At 50.4% G+C, this 26,427-nt stretch carries 25 protein-coding genes, 1 pseudogene and 1 riboswitch; of the genes and pseudogenes, 15 read left to right on the plus strand and 11 right to left on the minus strand.

The window, feature by feature from the left end; genetic code table 11:
* Nucleotides 1–857: 857 nt before the first annotated feature.
* The gene (locus tag AC5JLP_RS08115) at nucleotides 858–1,052 is read left to right on the plus strand and encodes a DUF2795 domain-containing protein (RefSeq protein ID WP_496067423.1); all 195 of its coding nucleotides are present in this window, start codon (nucleotides 858–860) and stop codon (nucleotides 1,050–1,052) included.
* Between the two features lie 60 nt (nucleotides 1,053–1,112).
* On the opposite strand, the gene AC5JLP_RS08120 is transcribed toward AC5JLP_RS08115, so the two are convergent.
* Together AC5JLP_RS08120 and AC5JLP_RS08125 are read right to left on the minus strand one after the other, a co-directional pair.
* Nucleotides 1,113–1,556 carry a transposase gene (locus AC5JLP_RS08120; protein ID WP_496067424.1) on the minus strand — a complete coding sequence of 148 codons (444 nt, stop codon included), beginning with the start codon at nucleotides 1,554–1,556 and terminating at the stop codon, nucleotides 1,113–1,115.
* On the minus strand, nucleotides 1,553–1,936 hold the full coding sequence (locus tag AC5JLP_RS08125) for an IS5 family transposase (RefSeq protein WP_496067425.1): 384 nt from the start codon (nucleotides 1,934–1,936) through the stop codon (nucleotides 1,553–1,555). Before AC5JLP_RS08125 ends, AC5JLP_RS08120 begins: the two co-directional genes overlap by 4 nt.
* A gap of 213 nt (nucleotides 1,937–2,149) precedes the next feature.
* On the opposite strand from AC5JLP_RS08125, the gene AC5JLP_RS08130 reads away from it, so the two are divergent.
* The 11 genes and pseudogenes from AC5JLP_RS08130 (at nucleotide 2,150) to AC5JLP_RS08180 (ending at nucleotide 11,509) form a co-directional block, all read left to right on the plus strand.
* Entirely contained in the window at nucleotides 2,150–2,971 is an 822-nt protein-coding gene (locus AC5JLP_RS08130; protein WP_496067426.1) for an SDR family NAD(P)-dependent oxidoreductase, read from the plus strand.
* Between the two features lie 20 nt (nucleotides 2,972–2,991).
* A complete protein-coding gene (locus tag AC5JLP_RS08135) occupies nucleotides 2,992–3,831 on the plus strand; it encodes an MBL fold metallo-hydrolase (RefSeq protein WP_496067427.1) in 840 nt (279 codons plus the stop codon).
* 63 nt (nucleotides 3,832–3,894) lie between these two features.
* Nucleotides 3,895–4,122: a YbhB/YbcL family Raf kinase inhibitor-like protein gene (locus AC5JLP_RS08140; RefSeq protein ID WP_496067428.1), complete on the plus strand. Its 228-nt coding sequence runs from the start codon at nucleotides 3,895–3,897 to the stop codon at nucleotides 4,120–4,122.
* 41 nt (nucleotides 4,123–4,163) lie between these two features.
* The gene (locus tag AC5JLP_RS08145; protein WP_496067523.1) at nucleotides 4,164–4,235 is read left to right on the plus strand and encodes a hypothetical protein; all 72 of its coding nucleotides are present in this window, start codon (nucleotides 4,164–4,166) and stop codon (nucleotides 4,233–4,235) included.
* Nucleotides 4,236–4,283: 48 nt separating this feature from the next.
* The gene (locus AC5JLP_RS08150; protein WP_496067429.1) at nucleotides 4,284–4,589 is read left to right on the plus strand and encodes a transposase family protein; all 306 of its coding nucleotides are present in this window, start codon (nucleotides 4,284–4,286) and stop codon (nucleotides 4,587–4,589) included.
* 92 nt (nucleotides 4,590–4,681) lie between these two features.
* A pseudogene (locus AC5JLP_RS08155) lies at nucleotides 4,682–5,173 on the plus strand (transposase family protein).
* 370 nt (nucleotides 5,174–5,543) lie between these two features.
* Complete coding sequence (locus AC5JLP_RS08160; RefSeq protein WP_496067430.1) at nucleotides 5,544–6,740, plus strand: sensor histidine kinase; 1,197 nt, start codon at nucleotides 5,544–5,546, stop codon at nucleotides 6,738–6,740.
* Nucleotides 6,741–6,992: 252 nt separating this feature from the next.
* Nucleotides 6,993–7,108: riboswitch (guanidine-I (ykkC/yxkD leader) on the plus strand.
* 76 nt (nucleotides 7,109–7,184) lie between these two features.
* Complete coding sequence (locus AC5JLP_RS08165; RefSeq protein WP_496067431.1) at nucleotides 7,185–8,003, plus strand: urea carboxylase-associated family protein; 819 nt, start codon at nucleotides 7,185–7,187, stop codon at nucleotides 8,001–8,003.
* Between the two features lie 90 nt (nucleotides 8,004–8,093).
* Nucleotides 8,094–8,732 (plus strand): urea amidolyase associated protein UAAP2, encoded by a 639-nt coding sequence (locus AC5JLP_RS08170; protein WP_496067432.1) that lies wholly within the window; start codon nucleotides 8,094–8,096, stop codon nucleotides 8,730–8,732.
* 11 nt (nucleotides 8,733–8,743) lie between these two features.
* The gene (locus AC5JLP_RS08175; protein ID WP_496067433.1) at nucleotides 8,744–8,977 is read left to right on the plus strand and encodes a hypothetical protein; all 234 of its coding nucleotides are present in this window, start codon (nucleotides 8,744–8,746) and stop codon (nucleotides 8,975–8,977) included.
* Between the two features lie 261 nt (nucleotides 8,978–9,238).
* Nucleotides 9,239–11,509, plus strand: coding sequence for an FdhF/YdeP family oxidoreductase (locus AC5JLP_RS08180; protein ID WP_496067434.1), 2,271 nt, complete (start codon nucleotides 9,239–9,241; stop codon nucleotides 11,507–11,509).
* A 57-nt stretch (nucleotides 11,510–11,566) separates the two neighbouring features.
* Here the strand turns inward: AC5JLP_RS08180 and AC5JLP_RS08185 are convergent, their stop codons facing one another.
* From AC5JLP_RS08185 to AC5JLP_RS08195, 3 genes are all read right to left on the minus strand, one after another.
* Nucleotides 11,567–12,247: a hypothetical protein gene (locus tag AC5JLP_RS08185; protein WP_496067435.1), complete on the minus strand. Its 681-nt coding sequence runs from the start codon at nucleotides 12,245–12,247 to the stop codon at nucleotides 11,567–11,569.
* 173 nt (nucleotides 12,248–12,420) lie between these two features.
* Nucleotides 12,421–12,984 (minus strand): type IV pilin-like G/H family protein, encoded by a 564-nt coding sequence (locus AC5JLP_RS08190; protein WP_496067436.1) that lies wholly within the window; start codon nucleotides 12,982–12,984, stop codon nucleotides 12,421–12,423.
* Between the two features lie 269 nt (nucleotides 12,985–13,253).
* Nucleotides 13,254–13,733, minus strand: coding sequence for a hypothetical protein (locus tag AC5JLP_RS08195; RefSeq protein WP_496067437.1), 480 nt, complete (start codon nucleotides 13,731–13,733; stop codon nucleotides 13,254–13,256).
* A gap of 56 nt (nucleotides 13,734–13,789) precedes the next feature.
* Between AC5JLP_RS08195 and AC5JLP_RS08200 the strand changes: the two genes are divergently transcribed.
* Nucleotides 13,790–13,936 (plus strand): hypothetical protein, encoded by a 147-nt coding sequence (locus tag AC5JLP_RS08200; RefSeq protein WP_496067438.1) that lies wholly within the window; start codon nucleotides 13,790–13,792, stop codon nucleotides 13,934–13,936.
* A gap of 451 nt (nucleotides 13,937–14,387) precedes the next feature.
* On the opposite strand, the gene AC5JLP_RS08205 is transcribed toward AC5JLP_RS08200, so the two are convergent.
* From AC5JLP_RS08205 to psaA, 4 genes are all read right to left on the minus strand, one after another.
* Entirely contained in the window at nucleotides 14,388–14,804 is a 417-nt protein-coding gene (locus tag AC5JLP_RS08205) for a secondary thiamine-phosphate synthase enzyme YjbQ (protein WP_496067439.1), read from the minus strand.
* Between the two features lie 24 nt (nucleotides 14,805–14,828).
* Nucleotides 14,829–15,182: a hypothetical protein gene (locus tag AC5JLP_RS08210; RefSeq protein ID WP_496067440.1), complete on the minus strand. Its 354-nt coding sequence runs from the start codon at nucleotides 15,180–15,182 to the stop codon at nucleotides 14,829–14,831.
* Between the two features lie 373 nt (nucleotides 15,183–15,555).
* Nucleotides 15,556–17,781, minus strand: coding sequence for a photosystem I core protein PsaB (psaB, locus tag AC5JLP_RS08215; RefSeq protein WP_496067441.1), 2,226 nt, complete (start codon nucleotides 17,779–17,781; stop codon nucleotides 15,556–15,558).
* 24 nt (nucleotides 17,782–17,805) lie between these two features.
* A complete protein-coding gene (gene psaA / locus AC5JLP_RS08220) occupies nucleotides 17,806–20,061 on the minus strand; it encodes a photosystem I core protein PsaA (protein WP_496067442.1) in 2,256 nt (751 codons plus the stop codon).
* Between the two features lie 783 nt (nucleotides 20,062–20,844).
* Here psaA and AC5JLP_RS08225 point away from each other — a divergent pair.
* On the plus strand, nucleotides 20,845–22,479 hold the full coding sequence (locus tag AC5JLP_RS08225) for a hypothetical protein (protein ID WP_496067443.1): 1,635 nt from the start codon (nucleotides 20,845–20,847) through the stop codon (nucleotides 22,477–22,479).
* 347 nt (nucleotides 22,480–22,826) lie between these two features.
* Here the strand turns inward: AC5JLP_RS08225 and AC5JLP_RS08230 are convergent, their stop codons facing one another.
* Both AC5JLP_RS08230 and AC5JLP_RS08235 read right to left on the minus strand, forming a co-directional pair.
* Nucleotides 22,827–23,231, minus strand: coding sequence for a response regulator (locus AC5JLP_RS08230; protein ID WP_496067444.1), 405 nt, complete (start codon nucleotides 23,229–23,231; stop codon nucleotides 22,827–22,829).
* Between the two features lie 6 nt (nucleotides 23,232–23,237).
* Entirely contained in the window at nucleotides 23,238–23,636 is a 399-nt protein-coding gene (locus tag AC5JLP_RS08235; protein WP_496067445.1) for a response regulator, read from the minus strand.
* Between the two features lie 181 nt (nucleotides 23,637–23,817).
* Between AC5JLP_RS08235 and AC5JLP_RS08240 the strand changes: the two genes are divergently transcribed.
* Nucleotides 23,818–26,388 (plus strand): DNA gyrase/topoisomerase IV subunit A, encoded by a 2,571-nt coding sequence (locus tag AC5JLP_RS08240; RefSeq protein WP_496067446.1) that lies wholly within the window; start codon nucleotides 23,818–23,820, stop codon nucleotides 26,386–26,388.
* Nucleotides 26,389–26,427: the final 39 nt, after the last annotated feature.

Below are 26,427 nucleotides of genomic sequence, written 5' to 3' on the forward strand. Positions count from 1 at the left end.
TTTCAGGTTTCTCCCCCTTTGGCAACCCCTTGTTGAGACTGGTGCAAGATCTCAGATAAGTTGCACTTAGAGAGGTTGCCTGGTTGGCTGACAAATCTTTCGGTGATCGCCTGCCCCGCCACTCAAAGTGCGGGCTAGCAGCAGGAAGTCCTCTTTAGAGGACTGCAAGCATCTGCCATCCGTTTGAACGGGTTTGCACCATCAAGCCTAGCTTTGAAGCACGGGCAGGGGAGCAACGGAGCCATCAGCTTTTCAAGACTTTGTTGCTGCTTGAGTGAAGTTACTCAGATTGATGCTGAGACTCACCGAGATGATTCCTGGCTAACGCCTCGATCGCTTCTTGTTGAGACGGTCTAGAAGGAGAACTATGATACCGCAGCAGTCGGTCAACGCGGGTCGCTAGTTCATACTCTCAGCAGACAGCCACTGCCACAGCGCTAGCCGGTGCAGTTTGAGCAGCCCACGACACAGTCGTTTTAGTCATACATCGCATAAAGTATCTATTTTTGATCCTGGCAAGATCTTTCTTAAGGCAAAGGAAGAACTTTATAAATCGTTTTAAGGTTATTTTTGAATTCGTAAGCAGTTGCTTACAGGCGTTTAACTGCGAGTTTAGTGCTCAACTTCTACACGATTAAGCTCTTAGATTTTCTGGTGCAGATGTTAACTGGTAATCAAAGATTTTGATTACAGTTATAGATGGGCAATTGCTGAATGAGTTGCTTGCAAAGCGGCTTACTCCTGCCTAAATCTCTGGTGATTGAGGCTAACAATGATGTGAAATAGAGGTGAATATAGGTGTGAAAAGCGATTAATGCAGACGAAGTCAACGGTTAAGTAGTTACAGGAGAAAAACGATGTCGAAGGTCAATCCGATTCAATTGCAGAAATACTTGAAAGGAATGGATTATCCCGCCAACAAGCAAGATTTACTCGATCGTGCTAAACAAGAAGGTGCCGATGAAAACATACTCTCTACTCTGAAACAATTGGCAGAAGACAAATTTGAAACACCAGCAGACGTGAGTAAAGCCGTTGGCAATATTGAGTAATTGAGCTGTATCTGGTACATCAGTTCATCATCTTAGTCAGAAAGTGTTTGTAAATGTTGGTTAAGCAGTTTTTTGTTGCCAGGTTCGACGATTCTTCGTTAATCGCCGGCGCATCAAACGGAGCATGACAACATAAATCATTCCTTCGTGATTTTCAGGCAATCGCTCATAGTCACGAGTTAGGATGCGAGCATTTTCTAACCACGTCCAAGTCCGCTCCACAATCCATCGTTTCGGTTCAACCTGAAACCCTTTTGCCTCGTCTGGTCGTTGACTAATTTCTACTGTCACTTGACGATTTTCAAACGCTTGCTCAATCAGGGTTGCCAAGGCTCCTCGATAGCCTTTGTCTGCTAGAACTTTGGCAATCCGTTCATACATATCTAAGACCCACACCAGCACCGCAGGAGCAGCTTTTACATCCGCCGTATTTGCAGCGGTAACGTAACACCCTAAGACTAATCCCAGTACATCCACGACAATATGACGCTTGCGTCCTTTCACCTGTTTGTGACCATCAACCCCGTGTTTCTCCCCCCTTTTTGCCCCAGTTTGACTGACTGGCTATCAATCACGGCTAAACTGGGTTGAGCCTGCCGTCCTTCACTGATTCGGACTTGTTGCACCAGGGCTGTATTGATCTGTTCCCAGATGTCCAGTCTTACCCATAAGCGGTAGTAGCCATAGACGGTTTGCCAGACTGGAAAATCGCAGGGCAAGTTGCGCCATTTGACGCCATTATCCGCTCGGTAGAAAATCGCATTCAGAATGTCTCGTAAGTTGACCTCCCGGTGTTTACCAAGGGGCTTGGCAAGGGGTAACAACGGTTCAATCCGTTGCCATTCCTCATCTGTCAGGTCGCTGTCGTAGAAGGGTTCGCTCATTGGCTTCATGAGGTTGAAAGGGATTTCTCACATATCTCTCATTTCATCTCCGGGTGCATCTTCGCTTCATATCTATTTACAAACAGTCTCTCAGTCGTATTCCCATCAAATACTTGATGCCTCTAGAATTGCTTAGCGGAATGGTTCTATTAGGAATAGGTAAAGACAGCAAGTTTGGAAATCCCAAACAGCTTGATAGGAGATTAGATAGTGATGAATAGCTCTTCAACTCGGCCTTTAGCCGTTGTAACAGGTGCTTCTAATGGCATCGGTTATGAACTCGCGAAGCAGTTTGCTCAAAATGGTTTTGACCTTGTAGTAACAGCCACCGGACTTAGTATTAATGAGGCGGCTCAGGCATTCAAAACTTTAGGTTCTCAGGTGGAGACTGTGCAAGCCGATCTTGCTACCTATGATGGCGTTGAAACCCTCTACCAAAAGGTTCAAGCGACTGGGCGGCCTGTAGAGGCGATCGCCATTAACGCTGGTGTTGGCGTTGGTGGCAAGTTTACAGAGACTGATTTGCAGGAGGAAATTAACCTCATTGAACTAAATGTGGTGTCGTCAGTTCATCTTGCGAAACGTGTTGTTAAGGATATGGTCAATCGCGGTAGTGGCAAGATCTTGTTTACGTCATCGATCGCTGCGCTGCAACCGGGACCTTTTGAAGCGTTGTATGCTGCCTCAAAAGCCTTTGTACACTCCTTTTCAGAAGCCCTACGCAGTGAGTTAAAGGAGACAGATGTGACCGTTATGGCGCTGATGCCCGGACCAACCGATACCAACTTTTTTCACCGAGCAGGGATGGACGATACCAGTGTCGGTGCCGATAAAAAAGATGATCCTGCTGTGGTTGCTAGGCAAGGATTCGAAGCATTGATGAAGGGTAAGGACGATTTTGTTGCTGGTTCGCTGAAAACGCAAATTCAAGGCAATGTTAGCAAGGTCTTGCCAGATACCGTTAATGCCGAGCAGCACCGCAAGCTTAGCGAACCAGGCTCGGCGAATATGTTGTTGTTGTGCTTCATCATTTGAAGCCATAGCAGAGGAATTCCATGCACATTCATCATCTTAATTGCGGCTGTATGTGTCCCCTTGGGGGAGCGCTCTTTGATGGGTTTAGCCGTGGGCTGACGGCCCGCCTTGTCTGCCATTGCCTACTGATTGAAACCGATCAGGGATTGGTACTGGTTGATACTGGCTTTGGGCGACAGGATGTCCAGTCGCCTTACTCACGGCTGAGCCCGTTCTTCATTCATTTCAACGGCATCCGGTTTGAGCCGAAGTACACAGCGATCGCTCAGATTGAACAGTTGGGGTTTTCAGCACGGGATGTACGCCATATCGTACTTACGCACCTTGATTTTGACCATGCGGGTGGTTTGGAAGACTTTTCAGAAGCAACAGTGCATGTTATGCAACCTGAGATTGATGCAGTGCACGATCGACATGGTTTTATTGCCAGTCAGCGCTATCGTCCTAAACAGTGGGATGAGGTCAAGCACTGGAAATACTACACAGCGGGTGGTGAACCCTGGTTTGGTTTTGAGGCAGTGCGTGACCTTGACGGGCTGCCTCCAGAGATTCTTTTCATCCCGTTAGTGGGTCACACGCTGGGCCATGCTGGCGTGGCGATTGAAACCCCAGATGGGTGGCTGCTACATGCTGGTGATGCTTATTTCTATCGGCACGAGATGGCGGCTGAGCGATATTGTACACCTGGTATGCAAGCTTACCAACTGATGATGGAAGTAAATCACGAAGCACGGGTTTACAACCAGGATCGGTTGCGCACTTTGGCGATCGATCGCAGCAAAGATGTCACGCTTTTTTGTAGTCACGATGCTGTTGAGTTTAAAGCGTTTGCCAACCAAGCCAACAAAGTTTTGCATTAAACCATTCATCATTTCTGTGTGAGTCTACAACATTGATCCAGTCTGCTAGCCCTGGAGATGCCTATGGCGATGAACATTAAGGATCTGCGGATTCACAGCCCCGCATTTAATGCTTTGGAGCCGATGCCAAAACGTTACACCAGCGACGGTGAAAATCTTTCGCCGTTGTTGGAATGGGTTGGTATACCCGTTGGAACGCAGCAACTGGCGATCATTTGCCATGATCCAGATGCACCCGTTCCATTTGGGTTTTACCCATTGGCTGCTTTACAACATGCCTCCGAGCCTTGACTCAGATCGCAGAGGGCAGTGGCAGCAAATTTACTGAAGGCATGAATAGCGCTGATCAGTCAGGCTATACCGGACCTGCGCCGCCTAAAGATCATGAGCCGCATCATTATTAGACGCTGTCGGGGAATAAGCGAAAATAGGAAGCAGTGACGGATAAGACGATGCTAGACATCCAACGAGTGCTGAACCAAGACCGCTTGCTGCGGACACTGACCGGGTTAAATCGCCGAGCTTTTGATGCACTGCTGGAAACGTTTAGTCACCTGTACGAACAAACTCGCCAGACGCAACCACGTCAACGTGTGGTCGGTGGCGGACGTAAAGCCCGTTTACTCAGTAACCAAGCGAAGTTATTTTTCATCTTGTTCTACTTCAAGTGTTCCCCCACCTTTGATTTAGCTGAAATTGTCTTTGACCTGCACCGCTCTCAAGCCCATGAGTGGATGCATCGTCTCCGCCCCTTTTAGAGGCGACGTTGGGCGAGAAACTGGTTCTACCAGAACGCAAACTTGATAGCCTTGAAGTGTTTTTAGAGCGTTTTCCAGGGGCTAAGCGGGTGATGATTGATGGGACAGAGCGACCCATTGCCCGTCCGCAAGACCACGAAGCGCAACAAGCCAACGACTCTGGCAAGAAAAAACGCCATACCCGCAAACATCTAGCTGCTGTGGATGAAACCAAGCAGGTGCTGGTTTTAAGCACAGCACGAGAAGGCAAACTCCATGACAAACGGTTTCATGATGAAGAGGATATTGCCCAAGGTGTGCCAGATGCAATTCCCATCGAAGTGGCTTGAGGCTTCCTGGGTTTGCAGAAGGAATACAACAACATCCACTTACCGCACAAGCCGAAAGGAGGTGAACTGAGTGAGGCTCAAAAACAGGAGAATCGAGTTTCGAGTCAATCCCGTGTCGTTTGTGAACATGCGTTTGCTGGCATTAAACGTTACAACGCCGTAAGTGCGGTTTGTCGCAATCGAATGGAAGATTTTGATGACCACTTGATGCTCACAGCCACAGGCTTATGGAGCTTCTACTTGCTCGCTGCTTGAAAAACAATTCATTGGACGGCAACATGGCCTCACTCAACTTCTATTTCCCGACAACTCTAGTAAAGTGGTAATAGTTGGTAGTGCATTCATTAGTCTTCTGATGACCAAGCTTCCTATCGGTCACCAGAATATGCAAGTCAATGATTGCCGGATTAGTATTAGAAGCGTCGCTCGTATTTTGTGACCATGTTGCTCTCACAATGCATTGAGCAGTGCAACAAAGGCATGCGTTGGAAATTAAGACATGCTTGCATCTCACTGTAACATCTCATACCAGCCTCCGTCTTTTACTAAATGCGCTCATTCCTCTTCAGACGGTAACGTAAAGCTCTCAGTAAACGAGAACTACCGAATTTCTACATTTATAAAGATGGATTTCAGCACGATTCTGAATCAGAAGCGTGAAACGATTATTGAACAATGGATTGGTGCCGTTTTTGAAGATCAACAGATTGAAGCGACGAACGAACTGACCTTTAATGCCGTGCGTAACAGCTTGCCCAGGATTTTAGAATCTCTTGCTGCAATGCTTGCAAATGACAATTTAGAAAACTTTCAGGTGGTTGATGAGGCTAGTTTAGAACACGGTATTATCCGCGCTGAGCAAGGGTTTGAGCCTGCGGAAATTGCACGAGAATATCGCCTGTTGCGCTCCGTCATTTTTTCGGCATTAGAAATTGATCTGGTTCAGGCATCGCCCAAAGATGTGTTATGGGCGATTCGGCTCATTGATACGGTTATTGATGAGGCGATCGCGCGCTGTTTTGACAGCTACACGCAGAGCCGCATAGAAGAGTTAGAGAAACTCAAAACTCAAATGCAATTGACCAATCAGGAGCTGACTCGTCTGGTACGAGCCAGCCATGACAACATGTCGAAGCTAACCCACGAGTTGAAAACCCCACTCACGTCCATCATCGGCTATGCTGATTTGTTTTTGCGCCAACAACAAAAAGATGATACCAAAGATTCCTACGCGCATCTAGAAAGCATTGAGCGAGTATTACGCAATGGACGACTGCTGCTACGGCTGATTAATGACACGCTGCAACTCCAGCAGGGAGACGGACAAATTAAATTGAAGCTGGTTGAAATCACTCCCAAGCATTTAATTCAATCGGTGGTTGAAATCGTCGAACCTCTCGTTCGTAGCAAAGGATTGGAGTTGAACGTAGATTGCGATCGCGCCCCTCAAACGGTTCAAACCGATCCTCTCCGCCTACAACAAATTGTCACCAACTTACTGAGCAATGCGATTCGTTACACCGAAAGCGGCTATGTAGCGGTTTCTATGGAAACCCTCAAGGATCACCACTGGTCGATTACCGTTCGGGACAGTGGTATGGGCATGACGCAGGATGATCAGAAACGCATTTTTGAACCCTACTTCCGAGCAAGTGATGCTCCCACCTCTGAAACCGATCGAGGTACAGGGTTAGGTTTGGCTGTTGTTTCACAGTTGGTGGCTTTGATGCAGGGCGAAATTCGTGTGTCGTCTCAATCCAATCAAGGCTCAACGTTTACCGTTGTCTTTCCAATCGAACAGCGTGAGACCACATTCGCTTGAACCGTTACCTCTTTGCCATGTTGCTCGTTCATCACGCTTCAGCAGACTTCACGCCATTAGCCCGTTTTAGTGACGGGCAGAGGCGCAACGAATTATTTTAGAGGACAGAGACGATCGTCAATAGTGTAGTGTTTGATACGATCGTGCGCCTCGTTTTGCAGTTATCTAGGAGGAGTGACACGCACTAGGAAGCCTCGATTGGAGGTGCTAGAATTTGACCGATTGCATTTAAGGGCGATCGCACGCAGTAAAATTATTCGCTTCTAGGGTTCCGGTCTTGCGCGAGTGAGACGACTGGTCCGAGAGAAGCAGCCACTTAAACCTGAACCAGGAAAGCGGTCACACGGCGGGAAAAAAGCCCGGGAGAGCCAAGCAGCAGCGATGACTGTTGGAGGCTTCCTGGGTTTTGTCGTTTCAGTCGTTTGTTTAGTCAAGGAGGATAGGATGTCTACCGAAGTACAAGCTACGATCGATCCAGCGTTGATTACCTGGGATGAAGTTATTCCGGGGGGTGCCTACTGGTCACGGGTGATCACGCGTGGCACGACGCTTCGACTTGTTGCACCCGAAGGGGCTAGAGGGGTCGCACTGCTTTGCTATAACGCTGATAACGCGATCGAGCGGTACAACGCTGCCGATACAGCCAAGATTCAGTTCAACGCCTTTCTCAAAAAAGGGATGCTGCTCTACTCCGATATGGGTCGCGTTTTGTTTTCCATCACCGAAGATACGTGTGGTTTGCACGATACGCTGGGCGGTTGCAGCAATCTGGCGGCAAATCAGAAGTATCGCCTTCGCGATCCAGCAGGCAGTGGCGAAGGCGATCCAGCAGGCAGTGGCGAAGGCGATCCAGCAAGCAGTGGCGAAGGCGATCCAGCAAGCAGTGGCGAAGGCGATTACAGAAATTCGCGAGATAACTTTTTGCTGGCGCTGACGAAACGCAACCTGGGCAAGAAAGACATCATGCCTAATCTGAATCTATTTACGCGCATTGCGGTCGATCCAGACGGCAATCTGTCCTGGGCTGAGAAGACCGCACAAGCTGGAGATTTTATTGATTTGCGAGCAGAAATGAATGTGCTGGTGGTGCTTTCTAATTGCCCCCATCCGCTTGATCCGAGTCCGACGTATGATGCAAAACCGATCCGGGCGATCGTCTGGAACTCTCCCGCGCCCCCTGCCGATGATCCCATTCGCATAGGCAGCCCCGAAGCGGTGAGAGGGTTTCAGAATACCGATGCGTATTTAGGACAGTTGGTCTAGGTCAGGAGTCAGGAGAACCAAGAAGTACAAAAGGTGCTTCTCTAACAACTCAAAACTCAAACGGTAGCTATACATTCGGAGGATTAAACGATGATTGAGACGGTGGTTGAACTTGACCCCAAAACGGCGATTTATGATGAAGTGTTGCCTGCGCGGAAACCCTGGGCAAAGGTGATGGAAAAAGGACAAGTACTGCGAATTGTGGATTTGGGTGGCAATCAGGCGGTGGATTTTCTGGTGTACAACGCGGATGATCCGAGTGAGCGGTACAGTGCGCCGGATACGATTCGCGGCCAGGGCAATATTTTCATCACGACGGGTACAAAGCTGTATTCCAACGATGGGAATGTGCTGATGACCGTGCTGAACGATACGTGTGGACGGCACGATACATCGGGTGGCGCGTGTAGTTGTGAGAGCAATTCGGTGCGCTTTGGCCTGGATAAGAAATGGCAGCACGCCTGTGTGGAAAATTTTCTCTATGCCATCAAGGATTACGGCTTGGGCAAACGGGATATGACCAGCAACATCAACTTTTTTATGAATGTGCCTGTGAGTGAAGATGGCACTCTCGAAATTGTGGATGGTATTTCCGATCCTGGTAGCATCGTTGACTTGCAAGCGGAGATGAATACGCTGGTAGCAATTTCTAATTGTCCGCAAATGAATAACCCGTGCAATGGCTACAATCCCACACCGATTCAACTTATCATTTGGGACGCGGTGTAGGGAGACTGAGGGTGCAGCGACGAGATCGCATCGCTGCATCGTCTGCTGAATTATTGCTGCTTTTCCCAGAATTAACTATAGGCAAACGTTTAAGGTCGATCGCACTCGTTACGCTTGCCGCAACCCGACTTTCATCCATCGCTCAAACCAATCCTGTTGATGACGCGATCGAGCCAAAGTCAGGTTCGATGGTTTGCGTTAAGAGACACCACAACGCGGACTACAGCGGTTTTCACCTTAATTAGCTGTGATGATCTTTATAGTGGACTCTATGATTACCTTGTAGTAGATGCCGATGGATGGGTTAGTAATGGACTTGTAGAGACTGGTGGACATGCGCTCAACCCATCACTAAACGGACAAGAGGGCCGACACCTTTTTCGACAAAGTAGCTGATTGATGCGTTACGCTACCACTAACCTTTCTCTGTCGTAGCGCTTGACTGCGTGCAGTCGGGTTCTATGCCTTGAGAATACATTTATTTAGAGTGCTAAAAGGCGAGACTGATGGATACACCCACGCAACCCCTGCCCCCGTTCCACCAGACAAACGAGGAAACTCCCGCGATCGGCGGCGGCCCCTCCGTGATCGAATACTGGGCTAAACATACGCTGTCGCCTGAAGGACCTAAATTATGGGAAACGTTGTTGCATCATAGTGCGTGTCTGTCGTGTTCCTGGGGGACAGGTGGGCAAAAGGGCGGTTTTACCAACGAAGAAGGTGAAAAGCTCCAGCGCTGCATGAAGAGCGTAGAGGCAATTTCGGCAGAGTTGAAGCCCGCGATCGCGCCTCAGTTTTTTGAGCAACACAGCATCCATGACCTGCAAAAACTCACCTCAATGGAAGCCGATCGCCTGGGACGGTGGAGTTTTCCGGTTATTCTCCGAGCAGGCAAATCCCACTACGAGCGCATCTCTTGGGACGAAATCTACGCGATCGCCGAAGCGGCCTTCCGCAAACCGCCAGAGCGAGTGGCATCCTACAGCTCGGGGCGATCGTCCAACGAAGCGGCCTATCTGCTGCAACTGATGATTCGGGCACTAGGGTCAAATAATTTGGCGGACTGTTCCGACCTTTGCCATGCGCCTTCTACTACGGGGCTAAAGCAAATGTTTGGCACCAACACCTCGATGGTCAGCCTGGAAAACCTCAAAAAGGCTGACTGTGTGGTGCTGGCAGGTGCAAACTCAGCCTACAACCATCCTCGCTTGATGAACGAATTGATCAAACTGCGCGATCGCGGTGCCAGGATCATTGTGATTAATCCCATGATGGAAATTGGGTTGGTTAAGTTTGGCTCACCAGCTTTTCCCACCTCGCTCGTGCAAGGTGCAGAAATTTCGTCCCTCTACCTGCAACCCATTCCTGGTAGCGATGTAGCGCTGTTTATCGGCATTCAAAAGTCGCTGATTGAACAGGGCTTAATCAAAGAAGACTATCTCAAAGCGCACACTGAAGGCTGGGAAGCGATCGTCGAACAGGCGCGATCGACCACATGGGATACCATCACTGAAACCTGTGGCGTTTCACAGCCAGAGATTGAGGCTGCCGCAACCATCATCGGCACCTCAGAACGAGTCGTCTTTGGCTGGGCAATGGGCATCACGCAGCACGTCAACGGCGTTGATAACGTCTTTAGCATTGCCAACACTGCCTTGATGACAGGGAATGCGGGTAAAGAAGGGGCAGGCACCATGCCTGTGCGAGGACATTCTAACGTGCAGGGCTTTGGCTCGATGGGTGTCACCGTCAAGCTGAGAAAGGAAATCCAGGAAGCGCTGGAAAAGCTGCTGGGACGACCGCTCAGCAAAGTGCAGGGCTACCATACCCGCGATTTAATCGAAGCGGGAGACGCTGGTAAGGTCGATACGTTGCTGTGTCTGGGGGGCAACCTCTATGGCGCAAACCCCGATTCTACCCAGGCGAAACGCGCGATCGGCAACATTGAAACCGTCATCTACGTCGCCACCAAGCCAAATCTAGGACATTTCAACGGCTTGGCGAAACAAAACACGATCGTCATTCCCGTCCTGAACCGCTTTGAAAATCCGCATAAAGTCACGACCGAATCAGGCAACAACTTTGTCCGTTTAAGCGATGAAGGCAAAACGCATCTGAAACACGCCGATCTGATCTCGGAAGTGGAGTTTCTCACCACGCTCGCCCATCGCATTCTAGGCAACGATCCTGTCGATTGGCGCAAATTGCAGGACACCCGCTACGTTCGCCAACTGATTGCCCAAACCATTCCCGGTTACGAGAAGATTGGCGCGATCGATGAGACCCAAGAGGAGTTCACGATCGGCGGGCGCATCTTCACCGAACCGAAGTTTGCTACCCCATCGGGGAAAGCCTCGATGTTTGTCACACCCCTCCCGAAGCTGACGCTGCCTGAACCCCAGGAGTTCGACGCATCAGGGGCAGCAAATGGCATTGTCTTGGCGCTGATGACAGGACGCAGCTACTCTCAACACAACACCGTTGTCTACAAAATTGGCGACCACTATCGAGGGATGCCTCACCGCAACTGCATCTTAATGAACCGCCAGGATGCTGAACAGGCTGGCTTTCAAGCACACCAGTGTGTCACAGTCCAGGGCGATGCAGGCAAACTTGAAAATGTGGAAGTCATCTATGGTGCGGTTCGTCCCGGTGCCGCTGTGATGTTTTACCCCGAAGTGAATGTCGTCTTTAAGGCAAAAATCGAGACGCGATCGGGCACCCCAGCCTACAAGCGAGTTCCCGTCTTCGTTCATGCCGCCAGTGCAGTCAGTTAAAGGAGTCGGCATTGGGGGGTTATGCCTGTAGCGGCCTGCTAATCGCCAAACCGTGCTTTAGTAAGGCACTTCGGCAGGCCCATCATAGCCGCACATGCCCATTCGAGGAGAGTTGACCAGCGGTATCGGCTCGCCATAGTTGGTGTGCGGATGGGTTTTAGTGTGTCGATCGCACAATGTACCGTCTGTCTGATCTTCTGCCAGACATTCCATACACAAATGCGTTGCAGGCTGATCACATTTAATGCAGGTATACTCTGGCATGTTGTTGCGTGCCATCAGCGCGATCGGCTTTGAGGTGGTAGGCTTACCCTCGCGCTTTGCCACACCTTTTACGATCGTTTCGGACGACGTGCCAAAATCATAAATGTGGGTGAGTTCACTCCCCAGCTTAAACACCTCACCGAGTTTCCGCCGCTTGCCGACTTCACGCGCGAAGCCGCCCTCTAACGAAAATTGGCTCATGTGCCCACAACACTCCAGCCAGATTGCCCGCAAATAATCGTCCAGATCTTGCAAGCTCTTAGAACCGCGCATTTCTAGATCCAGCCAAAAGTCTTTGCTGTAAGCATCCTGAACACGTAAGTGGTAGAGTTCTTCACTGTTACCTTTTTTGTCCTCAGCCTTCGCGATCGCCTCCTGCCGTCCCGGACACGTCACCAGATGTTTGGTCATCCCCGCCTTAGAAAGCTCTTTGCCACAATAAGCACAGGTTCCTTTCGATTGCTTACGAGCCACGATCGCGCGCCTCCCTCTTCCTCACTGCCAATTCTATTCTCTCCTAACGGGTAGAATTATGGCGGATTCCGAGCGCTTTTGACCGTTCATGCCTATGGTTTTAGAAGACGTTCTACACCATTGATCAAGCGATCGAGCCTAAAGCTGTTAAAGAATTGGTGACTGTAAGAGGCTTACTGTCCCACAGGTTCAGTGCTTGTGGCGCAAGTCATGGACGCATCGCTGAGAACGGGTTGCTCTGCCTCACCAAGTTGTGCCGTTTTGGCTCGACAGAGAGCGGTTTCGACCTTTGCGTTATTGGTGCCACCCTGGGTAAGCGCTGCCATCCCCACATACGGTCGCAAGCTGCTACTCAGCGCCTTAGCATCATGCACGGCATATTGATTACCAGCGCTATCAAGATGAATCGAATAGCTGTAATTTGGGCTGTTATAGAGTACAACACCCAACGCGCTAGCACTATCAGCAAAACGGGCGTGTTCTAGCATGTAGCCTTGCTGTGCCCGGTTGAGCGTGCCAAGATACATGCTTGCCTCCACCTGCTTTGCTTTGCTGGTTTGATTCAGAAAAGAGGGGAGTGCGATCGCCGCCAAGATGCCGCTAATCACCAGCACGATCGTCACTTCCAGTAAAGTAAACCCCTCCTCTTGCTGCCGTTGCCGCCGCCATAACCAAGCCTCTAGACCTGTCTCCACAGAAAAAACTCCCGGTGAATCTTCCTGAATGCGCTTAACCAACCTCAACCGTTGCAACTCCTTCTCAGCAAAGCAAAGCTAGCATTGAAAGGAGTGTGCTCTTTGCCCATAGAAAGAGCACCGGGTTGCTTACATTGAGTTAAAGGCCGTCAACCTTTCAATCCCTTCTACAGCAACTTCTGTAAAAACCAGGACGTTTTTGGTAAAGTGCGTCAGCAAATTTACGGTGTGAATGTCTTATTTGTGTGAAGTTAGATCGGTGTCATACGCAGACAAACAGCAGTTAGATCTTTGCCATGAACCATTGCACTTCAATCGTCTGTCTGCCCGTTAGAGGCTGACTTTGCTCGCTTTAGCTCCAGGCACTTTGCGACAGCAGCGTTGTAAGCGATCAGGTAGTCTTTGCCACCCAGCATCAAATCGCCGTAATACTCGTAAGGCGCTGCCCCATAAATAGGTAACGGATCATCTTCGGGATAGTCTTCCTTCGCCTCTTCAATCGCGGCTTTAAGTTGCTTCACCGTAAGCTGTTGGGCGGAGAAATAATGGAGCGATGAAGCCGGACGATTGAGATGGGGCAAGGTGGGATCAAGAATGCGATCGTCCAGCTCAATCCAGCTATGCTCCAGTGGCGCGTGAGGATGACCAGAAAAGGCTAAAAAACCCTGCACGTACTTCGCCCCAGTCGTTGCTAAGGCAGCGCGGTAGGCATTATCAAAAGGGCTTTTAGCTTTGCTTTTAAGGCGAGTCGCAAGGTCGATCGACTGCTCTGCATCCAACGGTTTATTCATGGCGATCGTCTAGAGTCTCCTGCTCTAAACAATAGCGTCTCATACCGATTTAAAGAATGACGGCTACAGATCAATCGGTGGGTAGGGGCAAGGCAATGCCTTGCCCCTACAGGATGTATCGCATTTTCAATTCAAATTGGTATCACACCACTATTCTGTTTGATCACCAAATGGGTTGGGTGCAAACTATCAACGGTCAGTGACTAGCCGTATGGCGCATGTGGCTTAATGGGGCTAGGCCACTTTGATCTCTGTCATAAGAGGTATGGTTAGAGCAAACCTGTGGTACTATCTTAAGAGTGTGAGGAGTACGAATCAGAAAGCCCCTGGAGTCGAAACAAGGACAGACGCCCAGGGGCTTTTTGCTGCCCATTTTTGCTGCTCCCCCTTTTTAGTCGTCAATTTTTAGAGAAAACGCCACCGAAGAATGACGCGTTACCCGTAAGACTACTGAAAGAGTAAATGTCATTTCGCTGTTTACACACGCAACGCTTGTCAATTTTTGACTCTGTGACTATGCCCTTGCTGATAGCCTTGCGCTGCTTTGACACTGCCTGTTGTCTTAATTGAAAGAGATGACGACAAAATTGAGGACTACTGAGTTTTGAATTGAAGACGATCGCCCTTCTCTATACGTCATTTGCTCTACAATCCTTAACTTCCGATCAGGTGAACAACTAATTCACGGGTGTGACCGTGCTGGCGATGTTCCCAAAGGTAAATACCTTGCCAGGTGCCTAGCATCAGACGACCATTGGCGATCGGAATTTGCTCCGATGTCTTGGTTAGCGCGGTGCGGATGTGGGCAGGCATATCGTCGGGTCCTTCGGTGCTGTGGATGTAGTTTTCCCACTCTGGCACCAGTTTGGCAAAAAAGTTTTCGAGATCCTGTAACACATCCGGATCGGCATTTTCTTGGATCAGCAGACTTGCCGACGTGTGACGCAGAAAGAGCGTGCAAAGTCCGGTTTGGATTTGCGATTCGGTGACGATCGCTTGCACTTTCTGTGTAATTCTAGCCATCGATTTCCCTCTGGTCGATAGTTTTAGCACCTGTTGATAGTGAGTCATCAAAGTTCTCTAGTAGACAACACCTCAGTACGTTCGCCCTGGCACCTTTTCAGCTTGAGGCTGTTTGGCCTCAGGCTCACCCAATCGAAATGGCTCAGTGTGCTTAAGTTCATTCAAGAGTTTATCCAGATGATTGCTGGGATTTACACTGTCAATACCAGCAACCGTCGGTTGCTTTAACAAACTGTGATTTGGCGTATCAGCGTAAACATACCAACGCCCATTAATTTTGAAATAGTGATGGTGAGAATCTGGAGAATCTGGCTCAAGCGCCTCCCAGGCGATCGCTTCCAGCAACCTGATGGTTTGACCAGACTCTTGATATCTATAATACTGTCCATTTTTCGGATGAAATTTGATCGGTGACCAGTCCGTCATAGTAAGCTCTCCAACTTCTATACATATGCCACCCTGCGTTTATGAAACAATTTTAGGAGTGGTAGTGGAGCGCCACGTAATTATACGGAAGCTATACACAGGCTTTGCAAGATTAATAACCGGATTTAAGCGGTTTCTCTGTTTTGCCTACGCATAATCGCTTAGAGCTTTAGCTAGCTGCGATTTAATTCACCTCTTGTAGATCCGTTTGTATGACTGTGCGTGTCACGTCCAGTCATACAAACGGAGCTGTCGTGAAATCGGTTTAAGTCGGTGTGCCAATTTTTTGCTTCTGGCTCAAAAGCAACAACCCCTCGCCATAGATGACAAGGGGTTGCTGCTTACTGCTTACGCAATCTCTTTTTAGACAACGTTATCCGAATTTCGCTGCAGTGGCAGAGATCACGAAGGCCGCATACGTCAGGATGTAACCGACCGTGAAATGAGCCAGACCAACGACACGGGCTTGAACGATTGAGAGCGCAACGGGCTTATCTTTCCAGCGAACCAGGTTCGCCAGTGGGGTGCGCTCGTGTGCCCAAACCAGAGTTTCGATCAGCTCTTGCCAGTAGCCTCTCCAGGAGATCAGGAACATGAAGCCCGTTGCCCAAACCAGGTGCCCGAAGAGGAACATCCAGGACCAGACAGACAGGTTATTCATGCCATACGGGTTATACCCGTTGATCGTCGCACCAGAGTACAGCCAGAGGTAGTCACGGAACCAACCCATGAGGTAGGTAGAGCTTTCGTTGAACTGGGAGATGTTGCCAGACCAGACTGAAAGGTGCTTCCAGTGCCAGTAGAACGTGACCCAGGCAATTGTATTCAGCATCCAGAACATCGACAGGTAGAACGAATCCCACGCTGAGATGTCGCATGTGCCGCCTCGTCCAGGTCCATCGCAAGGGAAGGCATAGCCGAAGTCTTTTTTGTCCGGCATGAGCTTAGACCCGCGTGCATCCAACGCACCTTTGACCAAGATCAGAGTGGTGGTGTGCAGACCCAATGCGATCGCATGGTGAACCAAGAAATCGCCAGGCCCGATGGTGAGAAACAAGGAGTTCGTGCCGCTGTTGATGGCATCCAGCCAGCCAGGCAACCAGACGTTACCGTAGTTAGGCCAAGCAGTGGTCGCAATACTGTCAGGGTTTGACAGCAGTGTATCCAAACCGTAGAGTACCTTCCCATGCGAGGCTTGAATGAACTGTGCAAACACAGGCTCAATCAGAATCTGCTTCTCAGGGGTACCGAAGGCAACCACCACGTCATTGTGGACGTACAGACCCAACGTGTGGAAACCGAGGAACAGCGAAACCCAGCTCAAGTGAGAGATGATGGCTTCTTTATGCTGCAAGACCCGATCCAACACGTTGCCTTTATTCAGGTCAGGGTCATAATCCCGTACCCAGAAGATGGCTCCATGAGCAAAGGCACCCACCATCAGGAATCCAGCAATGTACTGGTGATGGGTATAGAGAGCTGCCTGCGTCGTGAAGTCTTTCGCCAGGAACGCATAAGGCGGCATAGCATACATATGCTGTGCGACCAGGGAAGTGATAACACCTAGGCAAGCCAGGTGCCAACCCAACTGGAAGTGCAAAGAGTTGTTGTAGGTTTCGTAAATGCCTTGGTGAGGCATGTTGAAGGGACCTTCAACTGGCTTACCAAAGAAATCCTTGGCATCCATCATCTCTTTGATGCTGTGACCAATACCAAAGTTGGTACGGTACATATGACCCGCCACAATGAACAGGACAGCGATCGCCAGATGGTGATGCGCCATATCCGTCAACCAGAGCGATTCTGTTTGAGGATGGAAACCACCCAAAAACGTTAGAATTGCCGTCCCAGCACCTTGAGCTGTGCCAAACACATGCCCAGGAGTGTCGGGGTTTTCGGCGTATACGCCCCAGTTTCCGCTGAAGAAGGGAGCCAAACCAGCTGGATGCGGTGGGGTAGACAGGAAGTTATCCCAGCCCACATGCTGTCCGCGTGATTCGGGAATAGCCACATGAATCAGGTGACCTGCCCAAGCCAGGGAGCTAACTCCAAACAAACCAGCCAAGTGATGATTCAACCGTGATTCTGCATTCTTAAACCAGGCTAGCGAGGGGCGGAACTTGGGTTGCAAGTGCAGCCAGCCAGCAAACAGGAAGACAGCAGACAGGATCAGGAGGAAAATGGAGCCTTCATAGAGTTCGCCATTCGTCCGAATACCCTGTGTGAACCACCACTGGTAAAGACCAGAGTAAGAGATATCAACCGGATAATTAGCCCCACCCTGGGTGAAAGCATCGACCGCAGGTTGACCGAATTGAGGGTCCCAAATCGCGTGGGCGATGGGACGGATGTTCAATGGATCTTTAATCCACTGTTCAAAGTTGCCTTGCCACGCTACGTGGAATAGGAGACCAGATGTCCACAAGAAGATGATTGCCAAATGACCGAAATGAGAGGCGAAAATCTTTTGGTAAAGATTCTCTTCTGTCATGCCGTCGTGACTTTCAAAGTCGTGGGCAGTGGCGATCCCGTACCAAATCCGACGAGTCGTCGGATCTTGAGCGAGGTCTTGGCTAAATTTGGGAAATTTAGTCGCCATAGTTCTACTTCGTTCTCCTCGCGCTTATCCAAGTGCCAGTGTACGAGCCAGGAAGAATGCCCACGTGGTGACGATTCCGCCCAGGAGATAGTGCGCTACCCCCACAGCCCGACCCTGAATGATGCTCAGTGCGCGGGGCTGAATTGACGGGGCAACCTTCAGCTTATTGTGCGCCCAAACAATCGATTCGATCAACTCTTGCCAGTAGCCGCGACCGCTAAACAGGAACATCAAGCTGAATGCCCAAACGAAGTGTGCACCCAGGAAGAGTAAGCCGTAAGCCGAAAGCGCTGAGCCGTAGGAGGTGATTACCTGCGTTGCCTGTGCCCAGAGGAAGTCGCGTAACCAACCGTTAATGGTGACTGCGCTCTGAGCAAAGTTACCGCCTGTGATGTGGGCCACCGTGCCATCTGGATTGACCGTCCCCCAAACGTCTGACTGCATCTTCCAACTGAAGTGGAAAATCACGATCGACAGTGAGTTGTACATCCAGAATAGACCCAGGAAGACGTGGTCCCAACCAGAAACCTGGCAGGTGCCGCCGCGACCAGGCCCGTCACAAGGGAAGCGGAAACCCAGGTTAGCCTTATCTGGAATCAGACGAGAGCTACGGGCATACAGCACACCTTTGAGCAGGATCAACACGGTGACGTGGATGGTGAACGCATGAATGTGATGCACCAGGAAGTCTGCCGTGCCAAGCGCGATCGGCGCGATCGCCACCTTACCTCCCACTGCCACTGTTTCACCACCAAACACATAGCTAGCAGGAGCTAGAGCGTTGGGTGCGGTGTTACCAGGAGCCAATGTGTGCAGGCTCTGTACCCACTGTGCAAACACAGGGCGTAATTGAATGCCTGTATCCGAGAACATATCTTGAGGACGACCCAGTGCCCGCATCGTGTCATTGTGCACATACAGGCCAAAGCTATGGAAGCCCAGGAAGATAGAAACCCAGTTCAGGTGAGAGATAATTGCGTCCCGGTGACGAATCACGCGATCAAGCAGGTTGTTCTGATTCACTACGGGGTCGTAGTCACGCACCATAAAGATGGCACCGTGAGCTGCTCCCCCAACGATGAAGAAGCCACCCAGCCACATGTGGTGAGTAAACAGAGACAATTGGGTCGCGTAGTCAGTCGCCAGATACGGATAGGGTGGCATGGAGTACATGTGCTGAGCAACGATGATGCTCAGGGAGCCAACCATTGCCAGGTTAATTGCCAACTGAGCATGCCAGGAAGTCGTTAGCACTTCATACAGACCCTTATGACCTTCGCCAGTAAACGGCCCTTTATGTGCTTCCAGAATTTCCTTGATGCTGTGCCCAATGCCCCAGTTCGTGCGGTACTGATGTCCCGCAATGATGAACAGCACCGCGATCGCCAGATGGTGGTGTGCTGTATCCGACAGCCACAGACCACCTGTCACCGGGTTTACACCACCCTTGAAGGTAAGAAAGTCAGAATATTCTGCCCAATTCAGAGTAAAGAAAGGCGTTAAGCCCTTTGCAAAACTGGGATATAAGTCCGACATCAGCTTTGAGTTCAAGATGAACTCATGGGGCAGGGGAATATCTTTTGGAGCCACCCCTGCATCCAGCAGCTTGTTGATGGGTAATGAGACGTGAATCTGGTGACCAGCCCAGCCCAGCGAACCGAGACCAAACAACCCAGAGAGGTGATGGTTCAGCATTGACTCCACATTCTGGAACCATTCCAGTTTGGGAGCCCGCTTGTGGTAATGGAACCAGCCTGCAAACAGCATCAGACCAGCCATAACCAAACCACCGATCGCGGTGCAGTAAAGCTGGAAGCTGTTAGTGAACCCAGCAGCCCGCCACAGGTAGAAAAAGCCAGACGTAATCTGGATTCCGTGGAAGCCACCGCCAACATCTGCATTCAAAATTTCTTGTCCGAAAATCGGCCACACAACTTGAGCGCTGGGCTTAATGCCAGTGGGGTTGGTCAGCCAAGCCTCGTAGTTTGAAAACTTAGCGCCATGAAAATACATGCCGCTGAGCCAGATGAACACAACGGCAAGATGACCGAAGTGAGCACTGAAAATTTTACGAGATACGTCTTCTAAGTCACTAGTATGGCTATCAAAATCATGAGCGTTGGCGTGGAGATTCCAAATCCAGGTGGTGGTTTTGGGACCTCTAGCCAGGGTGCGATCGAAATGACCAGGCTCTGACCACTTCTGAAAAGAAGTCGGCACCGGGTCGTTGTCAACCACAATCCTTGCTTTCGCTTCGCGCTCCCGTGGAGTAATTGTCATTGAGACTCTCCTCTCTCTAGACAAGGAACGAGGAATCCCCCCTGCCAGACGCTGCTCCCATTAAAAACAGCCCCTTGCTGCAAAACACCCTTGCGCTCAAATGAGCAACCATTAGCACTGATCGAAAACCAGCGTCTGGATTCCAACGTGGCTAGAGAACAAAAAGATGTTAGCAACGATCGCAGTTCAAAGAACGGAACAAATATCATCATCAGAACCGGAAAGGTTCGCTCAGACAATACAACTAGCCTGGTAGGAGTTCTCATCGTGTCATTATATGACTCGTGTTACGCCGAACTTGGACGCAATTAACAATAATTCAAACTCCTTCGAGTGCGGACATAGACGAGCTTGCGAACCTGAGCTAAGTGAAAAAGTCAAGCAAAACGGTTGTTGCGTTTACAAAACTAGATACTCCGATAACTAGAGATATAATCCCTGGGATCGCGATTTGGAAGCCAATTAAGGATTGAGTTACTTCTATTTATTGAGCAGAAATACTCTATACATTTCACCAGCACAAAACGTCTTGCTTGTTTGCTTTTGTGCTGTTCTTTTTGAAACGTTTTATTGAGCATCGCTCAAAAAAGGTTAAGTGTATATAACTGACTAACCAAGTCACGAGCTATCTAGATAACTCATGCCAGCCATTTACGGTTCTGCCTAAAGCTCCATTTCGTCGCGCTAGAGACATGTCGCTTAACACGAGCGACGAAACTTTGCACGGGTGGCTTAGTCTTTTCCGCTATAGTTCCCTATGGGCAGCTTTTAGGAGTGGGTTCTGTGTTGGGAATGAAGCGCTGGCAGGCGATCGCTAAATTGATCGTGACATTCGTCGCCATCCTTGTGACGGTGAGTTGGGGTGAGGCGGGGAATGCAGCACACGCTGCCTTTTGGGGGCGATCGCAAGCAACCGCTACAAAGCAGGCAACTGTTAAGAAGGCAGGAAAAATTGCGGAAGCCTCGCCACCGATCGTCCTGCAAGAGTTACGACAGGCTCTTGATGATTATCAACCTCAAGTCACCATTATCAGCCCCCGCAAAAACGACGTGCTGACGGATACTACCGTGTCTGTCCGTTTCCTGGTGAACGATCTGCCCCTCTTTAAAAACGAAACCTTCGGCTTAGGACCACATCTGCATGTTCTGCTAGACAATCGCCCCTATCAGGCTGTTTACGATACAAGTCAGCCCTTGGTTTTCGACAAGCTAGAGCCTGGAACTCACACCATTCGGGCCTTTGCATCTCGCCCCTGGCACGAAAGCTTCAAGAATGAAGGAGCCTTTGCACAGACGACCTTTCACGTACTGACCAAAACTCAGGATAACAATCCCGATTCCGACCTGCCGCTACTTACCTATAGCCGCCCCCAAGGAACTTACGGCGCAGAGCCGATCCTGTTAGATTTTTACCTGACCAATGCCCCGCTGCATCTCGTCGCACAGGCCGACACAACGGATGACATTGCTGACTGGCGCATTCGCTGCACGGTAAATGGCGACAGTTTTGTGATTGATCGCTGGCAACCGCTGTACCTTCAAGGCTTCAAGCCTGGTAAAAACTGGGTGCAGCTTGAGTACCTTGACGACAAAGGTAACCCGGTGCAAAACGTGTTTAACAACACAGTGCGGCTGGTGGAGTACCAACCTAATGGCGACGACACGTTGTCCAAACTGGTGCGGGGAGAGTTAGCTGCCGCCGATGTGCGTGGCATTGTTGACCCTGACTACGTACCGCCTGCACCAGAACCTACTCCAGAACCAAGTCCGGAACCCACTCTGGAACCAACGTCAAAACCCACTCCAGAGCCGACGATCGACCCGACAGATCAACCACCGTCTACGTTGGCAACTCCCCAGGCAGAACCGTCACCAGATTTAGAAGCGACCGATCGTCCCTCACCGATCATCCTCCCTGAACCATCCCCTACTCTCAGCCCAGCACCACCATCAGAGCCTTTCACCCCAGAACCAGCGCCGTCCGTTCCAGAAGTTGTCTTGCCGCCAGAGTCTGAAGCGCCTGAAGCAGAACGCGTGCAGCCAGAGACACCGATCGTGGTTGAGCCAAAACTAAGCCATCCTACAGTTAAGCCAGCCTCACCAAGCGAAAGCATTTCAACGAATAACAAGACGCCTAGTGGGCAAGAACGATTGCGTCAATTGGGACAGCAATTCGGCCGATACCTACCGCAGAAGCGCAGAGCGATCGCGCCATCTTCTAGTGCTAGACCTACCGCAGAGAGCGATCGCTCTAAAGTAATGTCAGGCGATGAAACCAGCCCCATGCCAAACATTGCTATCCCCGATCCGTTGCCTCCAACATTGCCAGAAATTATTGACACGGCTCCGCTAGAAGCTCCGACCTCAGGCGCACCAGCGTCAGCCGTGATCGAGAAACTTGAAGATCGAGGAACCTGAAGATCGCTAAACGATCGCTCAAACGCGCGTTCATACTTGCGATCGTGCAAAGCTCTGCACATTGCGGTTTCTAAATACAGTCTGTCAGGCATCCACGAGACAGATATAGTATAGTACTTATGTACTAAACATCGAAAACGACTACGCTCTAATCGCACTCTGCATTTTAGTGGATGCGTAGATGAGTGAATGCGTAGATGAAATCATTTGCGGTAGTGTGAGAAGCAAGGCGGCCATTAAGCGGGGAGTTTGAGTTCATGCGCTGCACGATCGCCATTGCTGTAACCGCGACTCATGCGGCTCAACTCACCCCTCACCAGCCCTCCAGAAGGAGTCTCTTGTCTCACCTATTCTTCCGATGGCAACAGCGCCATCACCTGATCGATAAAGGCTTGATAATCTACCACTGGCTTAGAAATATAGCCATCGGCACCACTTTGCTGAAGCGACGTTTCTTTGTCGCCAATCATGGCGTGCGCTGTGACCAAAATAATGGGCAACGAAGCTGTGCTGGGGTCACGTTTCAGCAGTTGCGTCAGCTTGATGCCATCCACCGCTTTGCCCTGATACAAACTGTGAGACAGCGAGACATCCATCAAAATCAAGTCGGCTTGCCCAGCCTTAGCAATTTGCATGACCTCTTCGGCATTTTCCGTATGCTTCACCGCCAGACCGCCCAGGCGCGTCAAATAGCGCGAAAAGACTTTTACATTAGCCAGGTCATCCTCGACCAGCAACACCGTTTTTGTCATTGGTCCCTAACCTGTTGGCAGCAATGCCATAACCTGATCAACAAACGCCTGATGATCCACCACAGGCTTAGAAATGTAAGCATCTGCTCCACTTTGCTTCAAAAAGTTTTCGCGATCGCCTTCCATCGCATGGGCTGTGACCAGAATGATCGGCAGCGTCGCCGTCTGGGGGTCTGCTTTCAGCATCTGCGTAATCTTAATCCCATCCACCGCCTTGCCCAAATAGACACTCCGCGACAGCGAAACATCCATCAGAATAATGTCGGCTTCATGGGCATGGGCCATCTGCATCACTTCTTCCACATCTTCAGTATGCTTGACTGCCAACCCACCTCGTTTCGTCAGGATTTTAGAAAATACCCGTGCATTAATCAGATCGTCCTCGACAATCAGAACGGTTTTCATTGTGCTTTCCTCGAAACGTGACCCAGATGAAGCAGCAGTCTTACCACGTGCCTCAGCGTTACTGTGAAATAGAAACAGGTACGCTCAGACTTGTTCCCATCGTAAACGTCGCTTGCGGCAAACGCTACAAACCTTTGATGAAATCAGCTTTTATACAATCAATGTGTAAGGAACAACGCTCATGGCTGTAATTACTACTGCTCTACACACAGAGATGCAGCAGTCCTATCTGGAATATGCCATGAGCGTCATCGTAGGACGTGCCCTACCAGATGTGCGTGACGGGCTGAAACCAGTACATCGCCGTATTTTATACGCGATGCACGAGTTGGGGTTGACCCCCGATCGCCCCTATCGTAAATGTGCCCGCGTGGTGGGGGATGTGCTGGGTAAATACCATCCCCACGGCGATCAGGCCGTTTATGATGCGCTGGTGCGGCTAGTACAGGATTTTTCCAGTCGCTACCCACTGTTGGGGGGACATGGCAATTTCGGTTCGGTGGACAACGATCCCCCAGCCGCCATGCGGTACACCGAAACTCGACTAGCACCGTTGGGTAACGAAACACTGCTGACGGAGATTGGCGAAGCAACCGTTAATTTTGTTGGTAACTTTGACAATTCTCAACAAGAGCCAACCGTACTACCCGCACAACTGCCCATCTTGCTGCTCAACGGCAGTTCGGGCATTGCGGTCGGCATGGCAACCAACATTCCACCGCACAACCTGGGCGAAATTGTGGATGGTCTGGTCGCACTGATTGACAATCCCAACCTGCCAGATGCCAAGCTCTTTGAACTTATTCCAGGGCCAGACTTTCCCACGGGTGGCGAAATCATGGGCACGGAAGGCATCCAGGAAGCTTACGCTACGGGTAAAGGCAGCATTCCGGTTCGAGGTGTGGCGCAGGTCGAGGAACTGCAAATTGGTCGTGGTCGGCATCGACGCACCGCGTTAGTGGTGACAGAACTGCCCTACCAGGTCAACAAAGCAGCCTGGATTGAAAAAATGGCAGAACTCGTCAATCAGGGACGGTTAGAAGGCATTGCTGATCTGCGCGATGAGAGCGATCGCGATGGTATTCGAGTGGTCATCGAACTCCGTCGAGATATCAATCCCCAGAAGATTCTCAACAGCTTGTATCGCCAAACGGCTCTCCAGTCGAACTTTGGTACCATCATGCTGGCTCTTACGGATGGGCAACCTCGCCAAATGCCCCTACGGGAACTGCTCCAGCAGTTTTTGTCCTTTCGAGAAGACACCCTCACTCGCCGCTATCGTCATGAGCTGAATCAAGCCGAAACTCGTCTTCATATTGTCGAAGGTCTCTTGTTGGCCTTGTCCAATCTCGATTTAGTCATTGATATTCTGCGTCACGCTCCGGACGGCAGCACTGCCAAGTTGCAGTTTCAGGAGCGGTTAGATTTGAGCGATCGTCAGGCCGATGCGATCCTCTCAATGCCGTTGCGCCGCCTGATCACCACAGAACGGCAGAGCCTTCAAACTGAGTTTGATGAGCTAACCGCGCAAATGCAGGAACTCCAGCGTTTGTTAGGCGATCGGCGCGAATTGCTCAAAGTGCTGAAAAAAGATCTCCGGGCACTGAAGAAAAAGTTTGCCGATCCACGACGGACGAAGATTATTGCCACTAGCGGTCAGCGGTCAGCGGTCAGCAGCCAGCAGTTAGAAATCGGTGAGCAGCTTACGCTTGACCAACCCCTGCTCACATCCAACAGCCAATCACTAACCGTTGAAAACTCTACTCACGAATCTGAGGTAGAAGAAACGGTGATTGAACTCACCCAACGTGGTTACATTCGCCGACTCACACCCAAAGCCTTTCAACGGAACCAGAGTAAAGCGATCGACAGGGTAACTCAGGTGCTAGAAGATGGTGATGACTTTATGGTTCAAACAGAGTTCGCCACGACAGCACAAACTTTAGTGGTGTTTACCCGCAGCGGAAAAGCTTATCCACTGGATGTAAGAGAGGTGCCCCAGTCTACCGGTAAGTCGCGGGGCGCACCGCTGATTACCCTACTGCCGCCCTCCGCTCAAAATGATCCGGGTTCGGTTGTGGGTTGCTTTGTGCTGCCAGACGATCGAGACGAGGCCGATCTTCTAGTAGTCACTCAGCAAGGACGCATCAAACGGCTACCGCTAGCAGAATTAGGCGAATTGACTGGGCGTGGTTTAACCGTGCTGAAGTTGAAACCAGAGGATCAGCTTGCCTTTGTCAGCCTCACGGAAGTGGGCGATCAGCTTGTACTAGCAACGGCAGGCGGACGCTTGCTGCGGTTAGTCATTAACGATGAGCAACTGCCAGCACTGAGCCGAGTGGCACAGGGTAATTTGGCAATTCGCTTGCGGAAACAAGAAAAATTGGTTGGCTACACGCTCATTTACCAAGGTGACGATCTCCTCTTGCTCTCTGAACAGGGCGATGCCAAACGATTGTCGATCGACACTCTCCGCCTTTCCACCACAGGCGACCTCGGCACCCAATCATTTAAATTTACGCGTAAAACCGATGCTCTTGCAGGTATGGTGGCGGCCCCCCCCGATACCGTGGTCACTGTATTAACCAGCAACAACCGCATGGCACGGATGACCAGTGGTGAAACACCTCTCAAAGGCCGAGATGAGTTGGGCGATCGCACACTCCAGCTTGAGCCAGACGAGCGTATTGCTGGTGTCATCATTCCCAAATTACCCCTACCAGAACCGGAAGAAGCGACGATCGAGCCATAGTAACGATCAAGCGCTCAACCGGGAAAATCGCGCAAACGC

This window comes from Stenomitos rutilans (assembly GCF_059505485.1).